This window comes from Variovorax sp. JS1663, assembly GCF_002157355.1.
Lineage (GTDB): Bacteria > Pseudomonadota > Gammaproteobacteria > Burkholderiales > Burkholderiaceae_C > Variovorax.
In genome coordinates this window covers 193350-212093 of sequence record NZ_LYMK01000003.1, presented here as the reverse complement: position 1 = coordinate 212093, position 18744 = coordinate 193350, and the positions used below count along the sequence as shown (strand labels likewise).

General features: G+C 63.1%; 16 protein-coding genes. 6 read left to right on the top strand and 10 right to left on the bottom strand.

All coding sequences use genetic code 11. The features are described 5' to 3' along the window. Position 1: 1 nt before the first annotated feature. The 4 genes from A8M77_RS04690 to A8M77_RS04675 are packed head-to-tail and all read left to right on the top strand — an operon-like array spanning position 2 to position 3734. Positions 2-760, top strand: coding sequence for an SDR family NAD(P)-dependent oxidoreductase (locus A8M77_RS04690; RefSeq protein WP_086920382.1), 759 nt, complete (start codon positions 2-4; stop codon positions 758-760). Then, entirely contained in the window at positions 760-1413 is a 654-nt protein-coding gene (locus A8M77_RS04685; protein WP_238136711.1) for an acetyltransferase, read from the top strand. Before A8M77_RS04690 ends, A8M77_RS04685 begins: the two co-directional genes overlap by 1 nt. Positions 1414-1440: 27 nt before the next feature. After that, positions 1441-2598, top strand: coding sequence for an FkbM family methyltransferase (locus A8M77_RS04680; protein WP_202820603.1), 1158 nt, complete (start codon positions 1441-1443; stop codon positions 2596-2598). Continuing rightward, entirely contained in the window at positions 2598-3734 is a 1137-nt protein-coding gene (locus A8M77_RS04675) for an aromatic ring-hydroxylating oxygenase subunit alpha (protein ID WP_086920381.1), read from the top strand. The genes A8M77_RS04680 and A8M77_RS04675 overlap by 1 nt, the downstream gene beginning before the upstream one ends. A 47-nt stretch (positions 3735-3781) precedes the next feature. Here A8M77_RS04675 and A8M77_RS04670 read toward each other — a convergent pair whose 3' ends face one another. The 9 genes from A8M77_RS04670 to A8M77_RS04630 form a co-directional block, all read right to left on the bottom strand. After that, the gene (locus tag A8M77_RS04670; RefSeq protein WP_086920380.1) at positions 3782-4888 is read right to left on the bottom strand and encodes a DegT/DnrJ/EryC1/StrS family aminotransferase; all 1107 of its coding nucleotides are present in this window, start codon (positions 4886-4888) and stop codon (positions 3782-3784) included. Further along, positions 4885-6864, bottom strand: a complete 1980-nt coding sequence (locus A8M77_RS04665) for an O-linked N-acetylglucosamine transferase, SPINDLY family protein (RefSeq protein WP_086920379.1) — start codon at positions 6862-6864, stop codon at positions 4885-4887. The genes A8M77_RS04670 and A8M77_RS04665 overlap by 4 nt, the downstream gene beginning before the upstream one ends. A 7-nt stretch (positions 6865-6871) precedes the next feature. Further along, positions 6872-7183: a hypothetical protein gene (locus A8M77_RS04660; protein WP_086920378.1), complete on the bottom strand. Its 312-nt coding sequence runs from the start codon at positions 7181-7183 to the stop codon at positions 6872-6874. Positions 7184-7312: 129 nt separating this feature from the next. Next, on the bottom strand, positions 7313-11491 hold the full coding sequence (locus A8M77_RS04655; RefSeq protein ID WP_086920377.1) for a PilC/PilY family type IV pilus protein: 4179 nt from the start codon (positions 11489-11491) through the stop codon (positions 7313-7315). 17 nt (positions 11492-11508) lie between these two features. Further along, the gene (locus A8M77_RS04650) at positions 11509-12123 is read right to left on the bottom strand and encodes a hypothetical protein (RefSeq protein ID WP_143694547.1); all 615 of its coding nucleotides are present in this window, start codon (positions 12121-12123) and stop codon (positions 11509-11511) included. Between the two features lie 2 nt (positions 12124-12125). Beyond that, positions 12126-13331, bottom strand: a complete 1206-nt coding sequence (locus A8M77_RS04645; RefSeq protein WP_158100886.1) for a PilW family protein — start codon at positions 13329-13331, stop codon at positions 12126-12128. After that, entirely contained in the window at positions 13328-13738 is a 411-nt protein-coding gene (gene pilV / locus A8M77_RS04640) for a type IV pilus modification protein PilV (protein WP_086920374.1), read from the bottom strand. The genes A8M77_RS04645 and pilV overlap by 4 nt, the downstream gene beginning before the upstream one ends. Before the next feature lie 2 nt (positions 13739-13740). After that, positions 13741-14343 carry a pilus assembly FimT family protein gene (locus A8M77_RS04635; RefSeq protein ID WP_086920373.1) on the bottom strand — a complete coding sequence of 201 codons (603 nt, stop codon included), beginning with the start codon at positions 14341-14343 and terminating at the stop codon, positions 13741-13743. Further along, the gene (locus A8M77_RS04630) at positions 14337-14792 is read right to left on the bottom strand and encodes a type IV pilin protein (RefSeq protein ID WP_272947422.1); all 456 of its coding nucleotides are present in this window, start codon (positions 14790-14792) and stop codon (positions 14337-14339) included. Before A8M77_RS04630 ends, A8M77_RS04635 begins: the two co-directional genes overlap by 7 nt. A 41-nt stretch (positions 14793-14833) precedes the next feature. Between A8M77_RS04630 and A8M77_RS04625 the strand changes: the two genes are divergently transcribed. Continuing rightward, positions 14834-16618, top strand: coding sequence for a PglL family O-oligosaccharyltransferase (locus tag A8M77_RS04625; protein WP_337590006.1), 1785 nt, complete (start codon positions 14834-14836; stop codon positions 16616-16618). Between the two features lie 8 nt (positions 16619-16626). Here A8M77_RS04625 and moaC read toward each other — a convergent pair whose 3' ends face one another. Further along, the gene (moaC, locus tag A8M77_RS04620) at positions 16627-17127 is read right to left on the bottom strand and encodes a cyclic pyranopterin monophosphate synthase MoaC (RefSeq protein WP_086920371.1); all 501 of its coding nucleotides are present in this window, start codon (positions 17125-17127) and stop codon (positions 16627-16629) included. Between the two features lie 56 nt (positions 17128-17183). On the opposite strand from moaC, the gene A8M77_RS04615 reads away from it, so the two are divergent. Further along, a complete protein-coding gene (locus A8M77_RS04615; RefSeq protein ID WP_086920440.1) occupies positions 17184-18743 on the top strand; it encodes a M48 family metalloprotease in 1560 nt (519 codons plus the stop codon). Position 18744: the final 1 nt, after the last annotated feature.

Here is an 18744-nt window from a genome sequence, read left to right as displayed (position 1 = left end):
CATGGATGCCCCCACTCCGTTTTCTCTGACCGACCGGCGCATTCTTGTCACGGGCGCCACATCCGGCCTCGGGCACGCCATCGCGCTGGCCTGCGCCCGCATGGGCGCGGAAGTCATTGGCGCAGGGCGTGACGAAGAGCGCCTGCAGCGAACGCTGAAAGAGCTTGAGCAGGTATCGTCCAGGCCGCACCGCATGGTGCGTACCGACCTGACGCAGGCCGCGGATCGCGATGCATTGGTCGCCTCGCTGGGCGCACCCGTTCACGGCGTGGTCCACAGCGCGGGCATTTCCCGGCTGTCGCCGGTTCGCATGCTGACCCAGCAGCACCTTCAGGAGGTGCAGGCCATCAATGTCGATGCGCCGATGCTCCTCACCCAGTCGCTGCTCAAACGCAACCTGGTCGCGCCCGATGGCTCGATCGTTTTCATCGCCTCGATAGCGGCGCACATCGGCGTCGCAGGCGTTGCCGCCTATTCCGGCACCAAGGCGGCGCTCATCGCGATGATGCGTTGCCTGGCGATGGAGGTGGTGAAGCGCCGCATCCGTGCCAACTGCCTCTCGCCAGCTCTGGTCGAGACCCCCTTGCTGGACGCGACCGCGACGATGGTCGGGTCCATGGAAGACGAGCGGAAGAACTACCCGCTGGGATTCGGCAAGCCCGAAGATGTGGCCAACGCGGCCGTGTTCCTGTTGTCCGACGCCAGCCGCTGGATCACCGGAACGACCATCGTCATGGATGGCGGGTTGACGATCAGCTGATGGCCCTCATGGAAGACGCACGCCGCCAACTCCTGATCGTCGGTGCCGGCGGCTTCGGGCGCGAGGTGCTCAGCTACATCGAGGACGACAACCCGCTCTTTCGCGTCAAGGGTTTTCTCGACAGCCGGGCCGGTGCGCTCGACGCGACGCCACGCAGCGTGGGCATCGTGGGCGACCCCCTCACCTATCAACCGCTCGAAGACGAAGTTTTCATGGCCGCCCTGGGTGAACCCCAGATGCGCTTCAAGTACACGGCGGTCCTGCGCGACGAGCATCACGCCGACTTCGCGACCGTCGTGCATCCGCGCGCCAACGTCAGCCGGCATGCGAACCTTCGGCATGGCTGCATCATCGGGCCCAGCGTCGGCATCTCGGTGGATACCTACATCGGCGAGTTCAGCTGCATCCAGGAATACACGGTGATCGGGCACGACGCACGCGTCGGGAACTGGTGCCAGATCAACAGCCATTGCACGATCTCCGGCGGTGCGCGCATCGGCGACTTCGTGACCATCCATCCCAACTGTGTCGTCACCAGCCGGGCCGTGATTGGCGAAGGCGCGGTCGTCGGCCCCGGCAGCGTGGTGATGGGGCGGATTCCGCCAGGGATCACGGTGCTGGGCAACCCTGCGCGACGCTTCAGCTTTCGATGAAGCCGGCATTTCTCTGGAACGATCTCCATGACTCTCCGCACATCCTTGCTGAACTCGTTCGGACGAAAACAGGCACCGGCTGAGCCGGCGCAGCTGCGCGACCGTTCATTGATCGCGTTTGCGCCCCGATCTACGCTCGGCCTCATGCATCTGCAGAATCTCGTCGCGCAGGGCGCAAGGTTCGTGCTTGCCGTGGACGACTATTGCCGCGATCAAACCATCGAAGGCATTCCCGTCGCGACCGCAGCGGAGTTCCTTCGGTGCAAGAATCAATACGCCGACGCCGCTGCCGTCGACTTTTCTCAGACGCCATACACCCAGGCGTACTACGCGCAGCTGGCCAGATCGGCTGGATGCGAGTTTCGCGATCTGCTCCAGGTGCTGGCCTGCTTCGATGCCCCATCCGTCTACCAGTCGATGGCCCTCTATCGCGAGCGGACGCATGCGCGCGCGGACGACTGGTTGAAGCTGGCGGATCGGCTTGCGGACGATCAGAGCCGCGAAACCTTGTACGGCGTGCTGCTTCAGCGCCTGGAACAGGACCGCCGCTGGATCAGCGATGTGCGGATCGGCGGGCGGGACGAGTATTTCGGCGTGGCGTCGGAGACCGGTACTTTCAGCATGGGGCAGCGTGAGCACTTCGTGGATTGCGGCGCCCATCGTGGAACCGTCATCCAGAAGCTGCTGGCCGTGACCGGGTGGCAGTACGGCAGCATCCACGCCTTCGAGCCGGACATCGAGAACTTCGCGGCCCTCGAGACCCTGACACCTTGGCCGTTGGCAAATTTTCGGGCGCACCAACGTGCCGTGTCCGATCGGCCGGAAACCTTGCGCTTTCACCAGACCGGCACGATGGGCAGTTGCATCTCCGAAGCCGGAACGTCCACCACTCACTGTGTGAAGCTCGATGACGTGGTTGAAAAGGCCAGTTTCATCAAGCTCGATGTCGAAGGCTACGAGGCGCGGGCGCTGCGTGGCGCCAGCCGGTTGTTGCGCGAGCAAAGGCCTCGGCTGGCAGTTGCGTCATACCACTACGCGGAGGATCTGCTGGATATCGCTCAGGTCATTGACGAACACGCGCCGGACTACAGTTTCTATCTGCGCCATCACTTCGGCTACTTCTACGACACCATCCTCTATGCGACGCCGCGTCGGGATTGGCGGCCGCTGGCTGAGGCCTCCTGATGGTCTCTGTCAGCGTGCATGCGGATGCGGCGACCGGGCTGATCGCGCCTTCGCAATATGTCGATCCAGGCCACCATGCTGCAGAGCTCGATGGACTTTTCGCGCGGACCTGGGTGTTCGTTGGCCTGCGACTGGAACTGCAAGGCATTTCTCACCGCGGCGTCAATGTCGGCAACAAGAAACTGCTGGTGCAATGCGACGGCGAGGGGCGGCCACGCGCGTTCCTGAACGTGTGCTCTCACCGGCAGGCACAACTGTGTGAGCCGGGCACGCACAGTGGGCCCGTCCGCTGTCCGTACCATGGTTGGGTGTACGACCGTGAGGGTGTGCCGGTAGGCATTCCTCAGAAGCAAGCGTTTCCTCAGGTGGTGGCTGCGCCTCAGCGGTTCAGGCTGACCGAGTACGCCTGCGAGACCGCAGGGCAGTTCATCTTCGTTCGCCTTGCAGCGCAAGGCCCCAACCTGGCCGAGTACTTGGGCAGCCAGTTCGATTTTCTTGTGCGAGCAAGCGAAGGCATGGCCAGCATCCAGGATGAATTCCGGCAAGATGTCCCGGCCAATTGGAAGGTGGCCATTGAAAACTCCCTGGAGGGATACCACGTTCCCGCGGTCCATTCGCGCACCTTCATGCAGACCGATGGCATGGACCGTGCCGAAGCTGCGCCTCGGTTCTTCTTCGAGGATCGCTTGCACAGCCACCTGGAGCATGCGGCTGCGCCGGACTGGATCACCCGTTTCGCGCGCATGGAGTCGAAGATCGGAAAGTGGCCGTGGCGCTTCGAGCACTACACCCATCACCTCATCTTTCCCAACCTGACGGTGACCTCCTTCATGGGCTACAGCTTCCACATCCAGTGCTTCGAGCCCACCGTGGTAGACCGCACCACCGTGCATTCACGCACTGTCGGCGTCGAGTTCGTCGGGGCCACTCCCGCGGGCGTGAAGATGATGGAACACATCTACGGCGACGGCCACGCCTTTACTCGCAAGGTCTTCGAAGAGGACGGCGAGATCTGCCGCAAAGTGCAGGCCGGATTGCAATGCGCCGTGCGTCCGGGGGTACTCGCGCAGGGGCTCGAGGATCGTGTCAAACACTTCCAGCAAGCCTATGCACGGGCGGTGCACGCGTTGCAGTGAGAACCGCGACAGAACTGCGGCGCAGCGCGGGCTGAAGCGGACTACTCCTACACGTCTCGCACGACGTCGACGATGCGGCGCTGATCGTCGAGCGTGAGGGTCGGGTAGATCGGCAGACACAGGACGCGCTGCGCAGCCAGCTTGGCGGCCGGCAGGTTGTCTGCGCGAGCCGAGGTCATCTCCCGATACATGGGGAAGTCCGCAATCAGCGGATAGAAGTAGCGACGGGCATAGATGCCCTCGTTGCGGAACTTCTGATAGAGCATGTCGCGGCTGATCGGGTAGTCCGGCTCCACCAGAATAGGAAAGTAGGCGCAGTTGACCGTGTGGTCCGGCTGTCCTTCCAGACAACGGATCCCCGCGATGTCACGCAACTCGCTCCTGTAGAACCCATCGACGCGCCGACGCTCGGTGAGTGCCTGCTCGATGTGGCGAAGCTGAAGCATCCCGAACGCTGCGTTGATCTCGCTCATCTTGCCGTTGATGCCCGGCGCGACGACCGTTGTCTCGTCGACGAACCCGAAGTTCTTCAGGTGATCGATGTGCTGCTTGGTTCGCGCATCGGGACACACAATCGCGCCACCCTCGAAGGTCGTGAAGACCTTGGTGGCATGAAAGCTCAGGACGGACAGATCGCCATGTCGCAGCACGCTGCCGAAAGCGTCCCGCACACCGAAGGCATGCGCCGCGTCGTAGATCACCTTGAGGTTGTACTTGTCGGCGATCTCCTGTATGGCTTCCACATCGCATGGATGGCCGTAGCAATGCACTGGCATGATGGCCGTCGTGCGCGAGGTGATGGCTGCCTCGATCTTGCGGGGGTCGAGGTTCAGCGTTCGTGCGTCGATGTCGACGAAGACGGGCTGGATCCGGTTCCAGAGCAGCGAGTGAGCGGTTGCAACGAAGGAATAGGGTGTGGTGATGACTTCGCCGTCGATGCGAAGTGCCTGCAGCGCCGTCACCAAGCCAAGGGTGCCATTCGAGAACAGCGACAGATGCTTGACACCCAGGTACTCGCACAGCGCTTGTTCAAACTGCTGGTGGAAGGCACCGCCGTTCGTCAGGATCCGGCTCGACCAGATTTCCTCCAGGTAGGGGATGAATTCCTCCAGAGGTGGAAGCTGGGGCCGGGTGACAAAAATCGAATCGCTCATGGGCCCGCCAATCGGTGCTGCGGCAGGGCCACTGACGGGCCATCGCAATAGTCTGCCCAGCATTGCCGCAAGCCTTGTTCCAGTGCCAGGGTCACGTCCCGTGCGAGGTTGTTCGTCAAGACCTCGACCCTTTGCCGCAGCGAGGTACGAACGGAGCTCAGTGCGTCGGCCTCGCCGGAGAAGCGAATGGCCTTGGCCACGTATTCATCGACCGTCGATGCACAAAACGCGTCCAATCCCAAGCCGCGCATGACCGAAGCTCCGACATTCGACAAAGCCGTATCGCCTTGGACGGCCAGCACCGGTACACCCATCCACACGGAGTGAAAGGTGGTCGTGCCGCCGTTGTACGGAAAGGTGTCCAGCGCGAGATCGATCTGGTGATGAAGCGAAAGGTAATCCCGCAAGCAAACCTTGGGTTGAAACACGATCCTCGATTCGCCGATGCCGTGCGCGTCGAACTTTGCAAGCAGTGCTTCGCGAAGCGCCAGGCTCGCATGGCCGACCATCAGCCGCGACGCGGGTGCCGTCCGGAGAATCTCGGCCCACGCTTCAATCACCGGATCGGCAATCTTGGAAGGATTGTTGAGGCAACCGAAGGTGAATGGATACCCTTCCAATGCGGGCTGTCCACCGACGTCCGGGCTGTTCGGCGCCGGGCTGAAGGTGCCGCTCGAAGGAAGGCGCAGAAGCTTCTCGGAATGAAATGCCTCGCTGCTGCCGGTCGGATCCAGGGATTCCTCGGTGATCCTGAAATCAATGGCGCTCAGCCCCGTCGTGGCTTGATAGCCCAACCAAGTCATCTGGATGGGGGCAGGTCTTCGTGCGAACGCGAGTAGGCGATTGTGGCCGGTATGTCCAGAGAGATCGATGAGTATGTCGATCGCGTCCGAGCGAATCCTGTCGGCCAACTCGTCATCTGAAAGGGTACTGCAGGGAACCCATCGATCAGACAGGCGCCTGATCCGCTCGCTAACTTCGTCCTGCACAGGGTACGTGTAGTAGCAATGGATCTCGAATCCAGAGCGATCGTGGCTTCTAAGGATGGGCTCAATGAAGTACGCGAGCGAGTGGTTGCGAAAGTCCCCTGAAACGTAGCCGACTCTCAATCTTCTGCTCTTGTCGAAATCGTTCTCATGTGCGCGCCAATGCTGCTTGAGAGGCGCTTCGAAACGTCTCGAAAATTCGAGATGCGCTTCGAACTTTTCCACTCTGGAGACGTTTGGGCTGTACTGCGTACTCAGAAGGTAGTTGCTCAGGAATTGCGGAACGTCCGGGGCCAATTCCACCGCCCGCTTGGCCATCTCCAGCGAACGATCGATGTGCCCGACCTGCCGCAGGGAATTGCCGAGGTTCGACAGCAGATGAGGAGATCCCAAACCGAGCGAAAGTGCTTGTTCGTAAGCCGGAATGGATTCGCTGTAGAGACCTTTCTCGGCTAGCACGTTGCCCAGGAAGAAGTGAAGGTCGGCATTCTGTGGATGCTTAAAGATGCCTTGCTCGATGACCGTTTGCGCACGCTCGATCTTTCCCGAGTTGAACAACAGCAGACAGAAGTCCAGAAAAATCTCTTCTGGTTGAGCGGTGACGCTGATTCCTTTGCCCCAAGTCCTCTCTGCTTCGTCGCCCCGCTGGAGCTCCGCGTACGCTTTTCCGAGCATGTACAAGCCGTCGCCGTGCTCGGGATCGAGGGACACGGCGACCTTCAGGGCATCGATGGCCAAAGGAAGCTCTCCAAGCTGAAGACGGGCGTATCCGAGGCCGATATGCGCTGACAGGCTGTCCGGCTGGATCTCCGCGGCCTGCCGATAAAAACCGGCTGCCTTGGCGAAGTCTTGTTCACCGACGGCCGCATTTCCCTTTGCGAGCAAGTCGGCAGGGCGCCCCGCAGCCGCAGGAGATGATCGTTGGACAGGCGTCGCAGTGACAGTCGCAGCCTGCTTCTTGTGCAGGAACCTGGTTATCGCGCGAAACATGGCGCTACTACTTGCACTTGAGCAAAAGCCACGTTGTCGTTCTTTCGGAGAACTCCTCGTCGTAGCCGTTGTCCAAAAGCGTGAACTTGAAGGCGCTTCCGAGTTGCGCCTTGGTGTACATGTTCAACCGGTGCGTTTTCTTGAATTCTTCGAGCTTCTTTTCTATCAGGTTGAAAGCGGCTTCATGCTTCTTCTCCGCCTTCTTGATGGACTTGCCTCCTGAACTCGAGCCATCAACCGGCGCTCGCTCCCTCAGCAGAAGCGCCATGTCGGTTCCAAATTTCTTTGCCTCGGTCGCGTCAAACCATTTGCTGAACATCGCTTTTCGTGAGTTGGTTGAGAAGGTCGGGCCCGCGCGCGTCGCCGGGCGTCGGCCATCTCCTGCCCGCTCGCGCCGAAAACCGGTTCGAAGAGCGAAGGATGCCAGATTGAGTGGCCGAAGTCGCGATCAATCCACCGTCGGCACTTCTCTCCAGTTCAGCAGCCTGACCGAGGTACCTCCTCCGGTTTGCACCCCAACGTTCCTCAGCGCCCCCTGCACATCCCCCGCGACCAGCCTAACCCTGCCGTCGACGCTCAGAAACTTCAGATCCGTGATTGCAGCCGAGTTGGACACATAGCTCACCGTCCCGACTGGCGTCAGCACCGATTTACCGGTCCCGAAGTTCACCCCATAGATCCGGCTCTGACCTGATGGACTGCACGCATTGCCGGTCGTCAAGAGCGATGCGAATGACACGATCCCGTTGAACGAAGTTGCATTCGCCACCGAGCGCCAGCCGATGCTGGAGGTGGTGCCCAGGTCGAGATACCAGCCTACCTTGTTGGCGAAGTCGTTGGCCGTTCCGCTGATGAGGCTGGTGTCGCTCAGCGCCGTGAGATTGGCGCGGACCAAGGGGTACGAAACGCCGCTGGGCAGCCCGGCTGAGGTACCGAATGCGGTCGCGGTACCGTCGATGATTGCGTAGAACGACTGCGCAGCCGACGAATTGATATCAATCGTATCCAGCAGCTTGCCAGTGCCGAACATCACATAGCGCTTGCGGCTGACCGGGTCGATCTCGACCAACGGCTGTTGCGTGATGGGCTGCGCGGTGCCACCCGCATCAGCCACGGTGGCCAGCCGCAGCGGAGCCGGATACGAACCCGTGCTGCCTCGTGCCGCAGTCACGTCGAAGCGCCATACCTGCCCGTTCAGGTCACCGGCGTAGATGGCATCTACCGTGCCGTCGGTGAAGTCGCGGATATAGGCCGTCGCCTGTGCGAGGCCATCAGAGGCCAATCCGGTACGAACCTTCTCCAGCAGTTGGCCGTTGCGCGGGTTGACGAAGTAGATGTAGCCATAGCCGTCGCTGTTGTTGTAGCCGGACGTGAAGACCACGACCCAGCCGTACTTGGGCGTCTTGACCATGAGCGGTGCACCGAAGCTGAAGCCCATGGTGGTGTCCGTGAATTCCCACAGTACCTTCGTCTTGACGATCGCCTCGGTCGTCATGCCGGCTGGATTCGTCACGTCGATGGCATAGAAGCTCTTGCCGCCCTTGCCCAAGCCGCCGATGACGACCGTGCGCCAGTCGGACGTGGCAGTGCTGGTGCTGGTGAACGTGCCGCCTGCGTTGTTGAAGTCGATATCGAAAGCCAACGGCGTCGCGTCGACGTAGTAGCGATGTTCATAGTTGGGATTGCCCAACTGCGTGAGGCCGTCCAGGTTGGACGTGGCTGGTGTGCTCGGCCCCGAAAACAGCGCGCTCGGCACATAGGCAAATTGCTCTGTGCCCGCCTCCGTTCCCGAAAGCGCGCCATTGAAGGCGTGCATCATCCCGTCGTTCGCGCCGACGTACACCATGGTCGGCCGGCTGGCCCAGGTCGTCTTGAAGCTGGCGTAGCCGGGATTCACCGCCTCGGAGAAACGCATCGAAGGCGGTGCGACGGGGGTCACCTTCGCGTTGACGATGTCGCCGAGCAGCGCCAGGCGCTGGCGGTAGGGGCGGGTGCTGATAGACGCAGTCTTCTCGTTGCTTCGATCGCCACGCAGGTAGTTCACGAAGTTGGTGCTGTCGTCGAGGTTGGGCGTGTCCCATGGCGTGTTGAGCGCCAGGAGCTGAGCCGTCGTCAGGTCACCCGCCCTGAACGGCACGCCGGTGGTCCCATTCCAGGTCACGACCCGGCGGCCGGTATTCCAGCCAGTGCCGGCCAGTTGCGTTTCGAGTGTGGTGGCTGTGCTCCATACCGACGTCGACGTCGGCGTGCCGTCGGTCGCGAAGGTGATGCGATTTCCGGTCAGCACGCCGGTCCAACCGTTGGAGTCGTACTGCGAGGCATAGGAGGCAGCGCCCGACGACGACACCTGCACGGTGGACAGCGAGAAGGAGGTTGTGAACGCCTTGATGGCGTTGGCGATGCTAGCGAAAGCCCGGGTCAGGCCATCGACCATGGTGTCCGGACGGCCTGCAGTGAAATAGTTGTCGGGCCGGTTCTGGACGGTGTTGGTTCGCGTGTCGGTCAGCGTCTCTCCGCTGGTGGACCACCACGTCAACGGGATGGTGCCGGTGAAGGTATAGGGGTCGAAATCGTTGGGTACCTTCAGGCCGCCGTACTTGGCGGCCAGATAGAACTGGTTGTTGGCCTGGAACGATTGCTCCAGCACGTCGACCCAATAGGTCTGAACGGTCTGCTTGCCGATGGTCTGCGTCTGGCCGGCGACGTCCGGTCGGATGTCGCGCGTGTTCGAGTCGTAGGCCAAACCGGCAATGTAGGCCGAGTTGTTGCGTCCACTGTAGTCGTTGGTGCTGCCGATGTCGCCCAGGCCCTGCAAGGCGCCGACCTTGTTGGTGGCCGTCACCGCGTTGACCGAATCGGTACTGAAGCCCGCGGGGATCGCCGGTTCCCGCGTGCGGTAGTCCGTATTGCCGGGCACGTTCTTGTCCACGTGGGTATAGATGTCGCCGATGCCGAGGATGAAGTTGCGCTGGCACGAGTATTGGATCGGGTCGTCCCAACTGGTGATCACAGGAAATCCATCCAACCTCCGGGTCTTGGTGGCAGTGTCGTTCGTCCCGAGGTCACTCCACGCCGAGATGTTGCCAAGGTTCTTGTAATAGCGGAGCACGGCGTAGTACATCTCGCTCACCGGGTCGTAGTCCTTGTAGTTGCCCGGGAGCAATTGGCCAAACTTGTTCAGGTAGTTAATTACCCCACTGTCGCTGATCGTGATGCCCGTCGCGGTGGTCGTCGTGGCGGCATCGGTGGCGTTGGGATTGCGGATGAAAATGCCTGTCGTCTCGCTCCATTCCTTCTCGAGGTTGGTGACGTCCGGCAGACCCGGCGCGGGAGACATTGGCCCGACGAACTTCTGACGGGCGCGCATCACGCCACCATCGCGCTGGTCGCTGCCGTCGTTCAGGTAGCCGAACGCGCTGAAACGCATGCGCTTGGAGTACTGTTGGATCAGGCCCTCGGGCTTCCAGTTGACGCCGTACTGCTTGCAGTTGCTTTCCACCCCGCCAGGCGCGTTCGGGTCGCACACCTTGTTGCGCATGGTGTAGTTGTTGGCCACGTTGGAGCTCACGTCGCTGGTGAACACCGCGAAGCTGCTGGCCGAGGGCCGGCGCCAGGCGAAGCGCATGACGGCGCCTCCACCGTTCTCGTAATACTCGATCCGCACATCGAACGGCTGCCCGGCGGTCATGTTGACGGACACCTCGTAGTCCGTAGGGCCCTGGTCGATCCACCTGTCGATGGTGCCCAGGGTCGAGCCGGCAGAGGTGACCCAGAGGCGGACACCATCGTCGGCCGTCACGCGGAACCTGTAGGTGCCGGTTTCTGGCGCCACGTAGCTGCCGGTAAAGCGCGCGGAGAAATTGTCGGCGTTCACCGCGGGTGCCGGGCTGCCGCTGCCCCAATCGTGGTCGACGTTGTCGTTGTTGTCCGTGTAGACCACGCTCCCCGACACCGTCTTGTTGTTGAAGTACTCTCCGCGCATCGTTCCGCCGCCTGTCGTGGACACGCGCATGGCGAAACCCCGGCCGTTGACCGACACGTTCAGTCGCGTCGCATTATTGAACGGCGTTGCGCCGGCGATTTCCGAAACGGTCAGGTCACGATCGTTGAAGAGGCCCTGACCCGAATGCCAGCCCTTTTCCAGGATGGTCGTGGTTTCGGTGTCCACCACGCGTTTGCCGCCGGTCATCGCCCAGCGGAAGGGATCGATCGTCGCGGTGGCCGCCCAGTTGAGGAAGTTGCCGCTCCACATCGCATCGTTGGCACCCGTGCATTGGCGCGAGGTGGCAACGCCGGTCGGGTTGAAGTAACTCGAGTCCCCCTTCGTGCCATCGTTGCCGGGAATCAGCGGGTTGGCAGTGGTATCGGATACATAGGTGTAGCACTTGTTGGGATCGAAGTACCCCAAGTAGGAGCTGGCACTGGTGTAGCTCGACGTGTGAGCCGTTCTGGAAGCCGTCGGCCATTCCACCGAGAGCGCCAAGGCGAGGTTGCCTGGCACGTTGGAAGTCGCGAAGACCGGCTGGTCGGCCAGGGTGGTTGCAGCGCCGGCGCCCCCCTGTAAGCCGAGTCCGAGACCGAGCATCGCCACGGCGGCCGCCAGGCGAAACAGCATGGATGTTTTCATGAGAGCGCTCGCGCTTTTCATAGATCGGGCTTGGTGAAGGATGCCTGCAGGAAGACCTGCGTGTCGCGTGGGCCATCGACGCGGACGGTGAGTCGATAGATGAGGGTGGAGGGCGGGGGCAGGTCTTCCTTCGCGCGCTGGCTGCTTCCGCCGGTGACCTGCGTCGTCAAGGGCGCATAGACGCAGCCCTTGGGGCCCAGCGACGAGGGCGTTCCCGCAGCATTGCACATCCTGTCGATGAGGTAGCGCACCGTGATCCGGTCAGCGGTGTTCTCGATTTTCTTGTCGGCGATGGCGTCGTAGGCGGTATTGGTGAGAAGAGCAGTCGGAATGCCCCGGGCGTTCGTAGCCAGCTGGATCGCGCTGTAGTTCTCGGCCTTGACGTTGGCGATGTCCGCCGAGGCGCCTGATAGCGCGCCGGTCTTGAACAGGGTCATCACATCCGCCGCGGCCAATTCGCCACGGTTGACCAGGTCGCGCTTGAAAGCCAGGTTGCCGGCGCTGAAGAGCGAGGCATTCATCGACCGCATCACGGCCACCCCACCGGCCAAGAGCACGACGAGGATGATCAAGCACAGCAGAAGCACAACGCCTTGCTGGTGCCGCGGGATGGAAGGGGGGATCTTTGACATGCTCATGTCGTAGGCAGCAGCAGGATATTGCGCAGGGGGACGGTGAACTCGACCACGCGATGGCGATAGTTCTGCTGGTCCGCACTCAAGGCGTAACTGGCGCTTGCGGACGCACCGTTGATGTCAGTGAGGCCACTGAACAGCGTGAAGGCAGATGGAGCAACCTTGTTGTTGTTGATGTCCGGCTTCTCGGCGAGATTGGTCCGCAACACGAGGGCGACGCGGACGGCCGCAACGCTGCGCGCGGTCAGCGGCGTGGTCATGACGGTATTGATGGCATAGGTGCCGTTCGGCTTCACCCAGCCGCGAAACGCCCCCGTGCTGGTGTTGACGACGCCGTAGAGCGCCTTCATATAGACAACGCCTTCCACCATGGCCTGAGCTACGTCCGTGCCCGTGCCACGCAGCAGGTCGTAGCTGAAGAGCGTCTGGTTGGCTCCTACGCCATAGAGCTGGAACAGTACGTCGCCGGTCGTCGCATTGCCGAGGGGCGTGAAGTACGCGGTGCCGGCGGTCGCCATGGTTTGCAGGGCTCCGCTCGCGGCGTTGTAGTAAGTGCTGCCCAGAGGCAATGTTTCGTTGTTGGCGCTGTCTGCCCAAGCGGTCTCGAAGACCTGCTCGAAGAGGCAGTCCGTCGTGCCGACTTGGCTCACCAGCCCCAGGTCGTTGTTGACCAGAGAGATGGTGTTGTCGAGCCGGAGAATGTTGGCTGACGCGCCGCTCGAGCGAATCGCGCGCGGCACGGCACCGGCCGCGCCGTTGCCTCCCATGACGGCGATAACGTCGGACAGGCCATCCAGACCCTGGCCCTCGCCGATCAGGATGGGCGACATGCGCAGGTTGGCGCTGCCAGCTGCACCACCCAGAAAATTGGCGAAGGGTGCCGGGAAGGCTGTGGCGCGCGGAAGAATGGCGGCGCCGCCGCGCGCAACGCTCAGCTTGCAGCCGAAGATGCCCAGGTCCCACGACTGCGTGAACCCGGAGCCGGCGCTGCGCAGTGCGCGATCCAGCACGTAGGCCGCATAGGCACCTGACTGGCCCATGTCGTTGACGGAGGTGGTGCTGCGCTTCTGCGATTCGCTGAAGATCACGGCGCTGGTGACGGCCAGTGTGACAAGCAAGCCGATGGTGACGGCGACCATCAGCTCGACAAGCGTCATGCCTTGCTGGCGCAGGCGATACGGAAATCGATGGCGCGGAGTGTTCATGGCATCACCATTCGTGTGACGAAGCGGCTGTCGCCCGATGCGCGCGAGGGTGGACGCCATGTAATGACGATCTCGGCGACGCCGGCCGTCACCGTCACGGTACCTGCGCCGTTGGGAAGGCCGCCGGCGGACGGCGTGCTGACGCGGGTCTGCCAATTGGAGAGCGCCGTCGCGTCCACCGTGACCGAATTGCCCAGCCACATGACGGTCGAAAGCTCATTGGCCAGCATGGCCGCCCGATTTCGGTCCTCTGCGTCTGTGGAGAACGACACAGCGCGGGCCTGCAGGCCGATCAGGCCGAGTAGCCCGAGGGAAAAGATCAGGATCGACACAAGCACTTCGATGAGGGCGATGCCTCGTTCCGTGTGCGCGCGTGGCTTGAGGCGTGGAATTCGAAAGCGATGCATGGTCAGGGGCATCCGTCGGGGTACGAACTGAGGGCTCTGGCGGGATCACACAGGCGGACCTGTCCGCCAAGCGCCACCGTCACGCGCAAAGGGCGGTCGGTGCCGGTGACGGGCGTCGTGTAGCTGATGTTGTAGGGCTGGACCGGTGGCGTGGACGTCGGCAGTGCGCAGGTGCCTGCATTCGTGCCCGGATCGGGGTTGGCGACCATGCGTCCGATCGAGTTGAAGCAGACGGAGGCCGGGCCGGTGATCTGGATGTCCGAACTCAACTCGGCGATCACGCCGACTTCGATCAGCGCTGCGGTCTCGGAGGATCCAGTCAGCGGAATGGTCTTGATCACCCAATTCTTGCCGTTGGTCCTGGCGGTGTAGGCCGTGGTTGTCGGTTTGTCGTCAGTCAGCGAAAACACGACCTGGCGGCTTCTGCGAAGTGCTTCGGCCTGTGCCGTACGAAGCCCGTCCTGCAAAGAATCGCTGGCCGCCCTCAACCGGCTGTTGCGCAACCACCCTGTCATGGACGGCATCGCCAACGTCAGCAGGATCGCCAGGATGACGATGGTGACCAGCAACTCGACAAGGGTGAAGCCGCGCTGGCGCATCAGCATGTGTCACCCTTTTTCATGATCCATGACGTGGTGCATGTGATCCATCCCGAATTGGTCGGCACACCGGTCGTCGCGCGGACGTTGGCGTTGTTGACGGTATAGACCAGGCCATTCAGCGGTCCGCTGCCCGTTGCAAGTAGCGTGTAGGCAGTGGCGGTGGGATCCGGACTGCAGCTAAGGACAAATTTGCCGACGGTGCGCTGCGCCAGCGTTGCGGTGCACGGCGTGGCGGAAACATAGGTGCGATTGTCCTGATAGAACCGCTCCATGTCGGTACGCATGGCCGCCAAGGCATTCGTGCCCTCCACGACCTGACCGCGGCGGATGTAGTCCGTGTAGGCGGGAATGCCCACCGCGGCAAGAATGCCGATGATCGCCACCACGATCATGACTTCGATGAGCGTGAAGCCGGCCAAGCGCCGCGGGCGGGATTGGGAAAAGTTGGTCACGTCAGACAACCTTCAAATACAGGAATGGAACGTGACAAATTGTGAACAGCAATTCAGATTTGGATTCAACCGTTTGTCTGCACCGTCCTTCCTTTCGTCGCCTTCAAGTAATTCGTTTGTGTACTTTTTCTCAAGTATGCCCACTCGCCAATGACGGCCTCTGCGACGGCTCGCGCCGACTCGGCTGCGCATCAGGCGGGCGGGTGTTCGTCTGTGCGGCGCTGGTCGCGCTGCCCTTCCTGTTTCCGGTCGCAGCCGGCCCCTCGGCCAATGTTTGGCAGCAAGTCGCGTCGTGGATCTGCATGGGCTTGCTGCTTCTGATCACGCCCGCTGCGCGACCTTCGCATGGAGTCTTGGCTTGGCTGGCGGTGGCGGGCTCGCTGATCCTGCTGCGCAGTGCACCGAACCCACCGCTGGCCGCAGCCGCGGCGACGACGATGGTTGCGGCGGCGGCCATGGCCTGTGCTGGTGCTGGTGGCGCGCTTTCGTTCGGCGCGCTGCCGTCCGTCTTGGCCTGGGGTCTGGTGGGGGCCGGGCTGCTCAGCACCGTCCTTGCCATGCTCCAGTACTTCGGTTTCGCGGAGGCACTCTTCCCATGGATGAACGCTCCCGAGCCAGGGCACGCATATGGAGGCCTCCGTCAGCGGAACCAGTTGGCCACGCTCCTCAGCATGGGGCTGGTCGCGACGTTATGGTTGCAGCTGGGAGCACGCGGCGGCTTGTATCGCGCTGCGTGGGGGCTGGTGGCGGCATTGCTGATCTTCGCGATCGCTGCCTCGACTTCCCGTACCGGGTTGCTGCAACTGCTGTTGATCAGCGGCGTATCGTCCTGGCTTGCGTGGCGCGAGCGGTTGATGTCACGTGCCGGTCGACTTCCTTCGCCGTTGGTCCCGTTGACTTGGATTCCAGTCTATTTTCTTGCCGCATGGCTGCTGCCGCTATTGGCCGGCGGTGGCGTGGAAACCATGGGGCAGCGCCTGCGCGAAGGCGCCCCTCTCGCACACAGCCGCCTGATCCTGTGGCACAACGTCCTGGGCCTCATTGCTCAGCGCCCTTGGCAGGGTTGGGGCTGGGGCGAACTTGCTTTCGCGCACTACAGTACCCTCCACGACGGCCTAAGGTTCGCCGAATTGCTCGACAACGCGCACAACCTCCCCTTGCACCTCGCCGTCGAACTGGGCATTCCCGCAGCGCTTCTAATCTGCACTGGCTTCGGCTGGCTCGCGCTGTCGGCGCGTCCCTGGCGCGAAACCGATCCCGCGCGGTTGATGGTCTGGGGTCTGCTCGGCTTGATCGTGCTGCACAGCCTGCTCGAGTACCCGCTCTGGTATGGACCTTTCCAGCTCGTCTTCGGTCTTTGCCTGGGTTTTCTGTGGCCTTCGCCGGCCTTCGAGTTGCAGCATCGTCGGACCGCCTTGGTGCGCCCGCTCGCCGCGCTGGCGCTGATGTCGGCCGTGGGCTATGCAGCCTGGGACTACACCCGTATCAGCCAGCTCTACCTGGCCCGCGAAGACCGCCTGCCGGCTTGGCGCGATGACACGCTGGCCAAGGTGCAGGACTCCTGGCTGTTCGCCAACCAGGTGAAGTTCGCAGAACTGGCGCTCATGCCGGTGAACGCGGGCAACGCAGCAGAGACCCATGCACTGGCGCAGCGTCTTCTGCATTTTTCGCCGGAGCCGCGCGTCATCGCCAAACTGATCGACGGCGCCCAATTGTTGGGCCTCCACGATGAAGCACTGGCCCAAGCCGCACGCTTCAGAGTCGCCTTCCCGCGCGAATATGCCCGCTGGCTCGAGAATGAACCGATCGATGATCCTGCGGAGTAAGGTGGGGTTCAGCCTTCGGCGGGCGTCCCGGCCACATAGCTCCCCGACTTCCCCCCATGCTTCTCCAGCACCCGCACCCCGCTGATCGTCATCCCTCGATCCACCGCCTTGCACATGTCGTAGATGGTCAACAGCGCCACCTGCACAGCCGTCAGGGCTTCCATCTCCACGCCAGTTGGCCCGACGGTCTCGACGGTGGCGGTGCAGCGCACCTGCGGCGTGTCGGCTGCGGGAACGGCGAAATCCACCGCCACCCGCGTCAACGCCAGCGGATGGCACAGCGGGATCAGATCGCTGGTCTTCTTCGCCGCCTGGATCCCCGCGATGCGCGCAACGCCCAGTACATCGCCCTTCTTCGCGCTGCCCGACTCGATCAGCGCCAGCGTCGCCGCTTGCATCTCGATACAACCGGTCGCTACCGCCACGCGCCGCGTCGCCGGCTTGTCGGCCACGTCGACCATGTGGGCCTGGCCCTGAGCGTCGAAATGGGTAAGTGAAGAAGAGCTCATGCTTGAACGTTCCGCAGACTGACGCATCATACGAGGCCCCCTTGTCGCCTTCCGTCATGCCGCGCCGGACCTCCTTCCCAGAAACGACCCGCCGACCCAGGCCCCTGCTGCGCACCCTCTGCGCGGCCCTCCTGATCGCCAGCCAGCTCGCCATGCCGCCCCTGGCCCGAGCCCAGCTGCTGCCCGGCATGGGCGATGGCGGCGAAATGACCGCCAGCGCCGAGCGCCGCCTCGGCGACCAGATCGCCCGCGAGCTGTACCGCGACCCCGACTACATCGACGATCCGGTGCTGGGCGAGTACGTGCAGGACATCTGGCAGCGCCTGCTCGCGGCCGCGCGCCTGCGCGGGGACCTCACGCCCGAGCTGGACGAGCGCTTCGCCTGGATCGTGATGCTGGGGCGCGACCGCAGCATCAACGCCTTCGCGCTGCCGGGCGGCTACCTGGGCCTGCACCTGGGGCTGATCTCCGTCACCGGCAGCCGCGACGAGCTCGCCACCGTGCTCGGGCACGAGCTCTCGCACGTCACGCAGCGTCACATCTCGCGCATCATGGCCAAGCAGAGCCGGCAGATGCCGCTGCTGCTGGCCGGCATGATCCTCGGCATGATCGCCGCCGGAAAGAGCCGCAACGCGGACGCCGGGCAGGCGGTGCTGATGGGCAGCCAGGCCGCGTTCATGCAGAGCCAGCTCAGCTTCTCGCGCGACATGGAGCGCGAGGCCGACCGCATCGGCTTCGGCGTGATGACGCAGGCCGGCTTCGCGCCGCAGGGCGCAGCCGCGATGTTCGAGAAGCTGCAGTACGCCTCGCGCCTCAACGACAACGGCTCCTATCCCTACCTGCGCAGCCACCCGCTCAACAGCGAGCGGATTTCCGACATGCAGGGCCGCTTCCAGTTCAAGCCGGGCAGCAGCGCGGCGATGCCCCTGGTGATGGACCACGCCATGATCGCCGCCCGTGCCCGCGTGCTGGTGCGGCCCGGCGTGGACGTGCTGCGCCTGTACATCGACGCCGCGGGCAGCGGCGAGTTCGCCCGCAGCACGCCGGCCCAGCAGGCCGGCACGCTCTACGCGGCGGCCCTCTCGTCCAACGAGTTGCGCGACTACAAGTCGGCCCGTGCGTTCGCGCAGCGGTTGACGGCGCGCACTTCGGAAGACCCGGCGGCTGCGCGGCTGGCGCGCCTGCTCGCGGCCGAGATCGAGCTCACGGCCGGCGATGCGCCCAAGGCCTCGGCGCTGCTCGATCCCAAGGCCAAGGACCGTCCCGAGATGATGCTGGCAGCCCAGGCTGCTGTCGCCACCCGCCAGCCCGGGCCCATGGTGGCGCCCGTGCGCGACTGGGTGGCTACGCATCCGCGCGATGCCAGCGCCTGGCGCACCCTCGGCAACCTCTACACGGCCCAGAACGACACGCTGCGCGCCATCCGTGCCGATGCCGAGGCCAACGTGGCATTGCTCGACTATCCGGGGGCGCGCGATCGCTTCAAGGCGGCGCAGGAATTCATGCGCAAAGGCACAGCGCCCATTGACCACTACGAGGCCTCGATCGTCGACACGCGTGCGCGTGCCATCGAGGTGCTGGTCAAGGAGCAGGCGGCGGAGCCGCCGCTCAAATAGG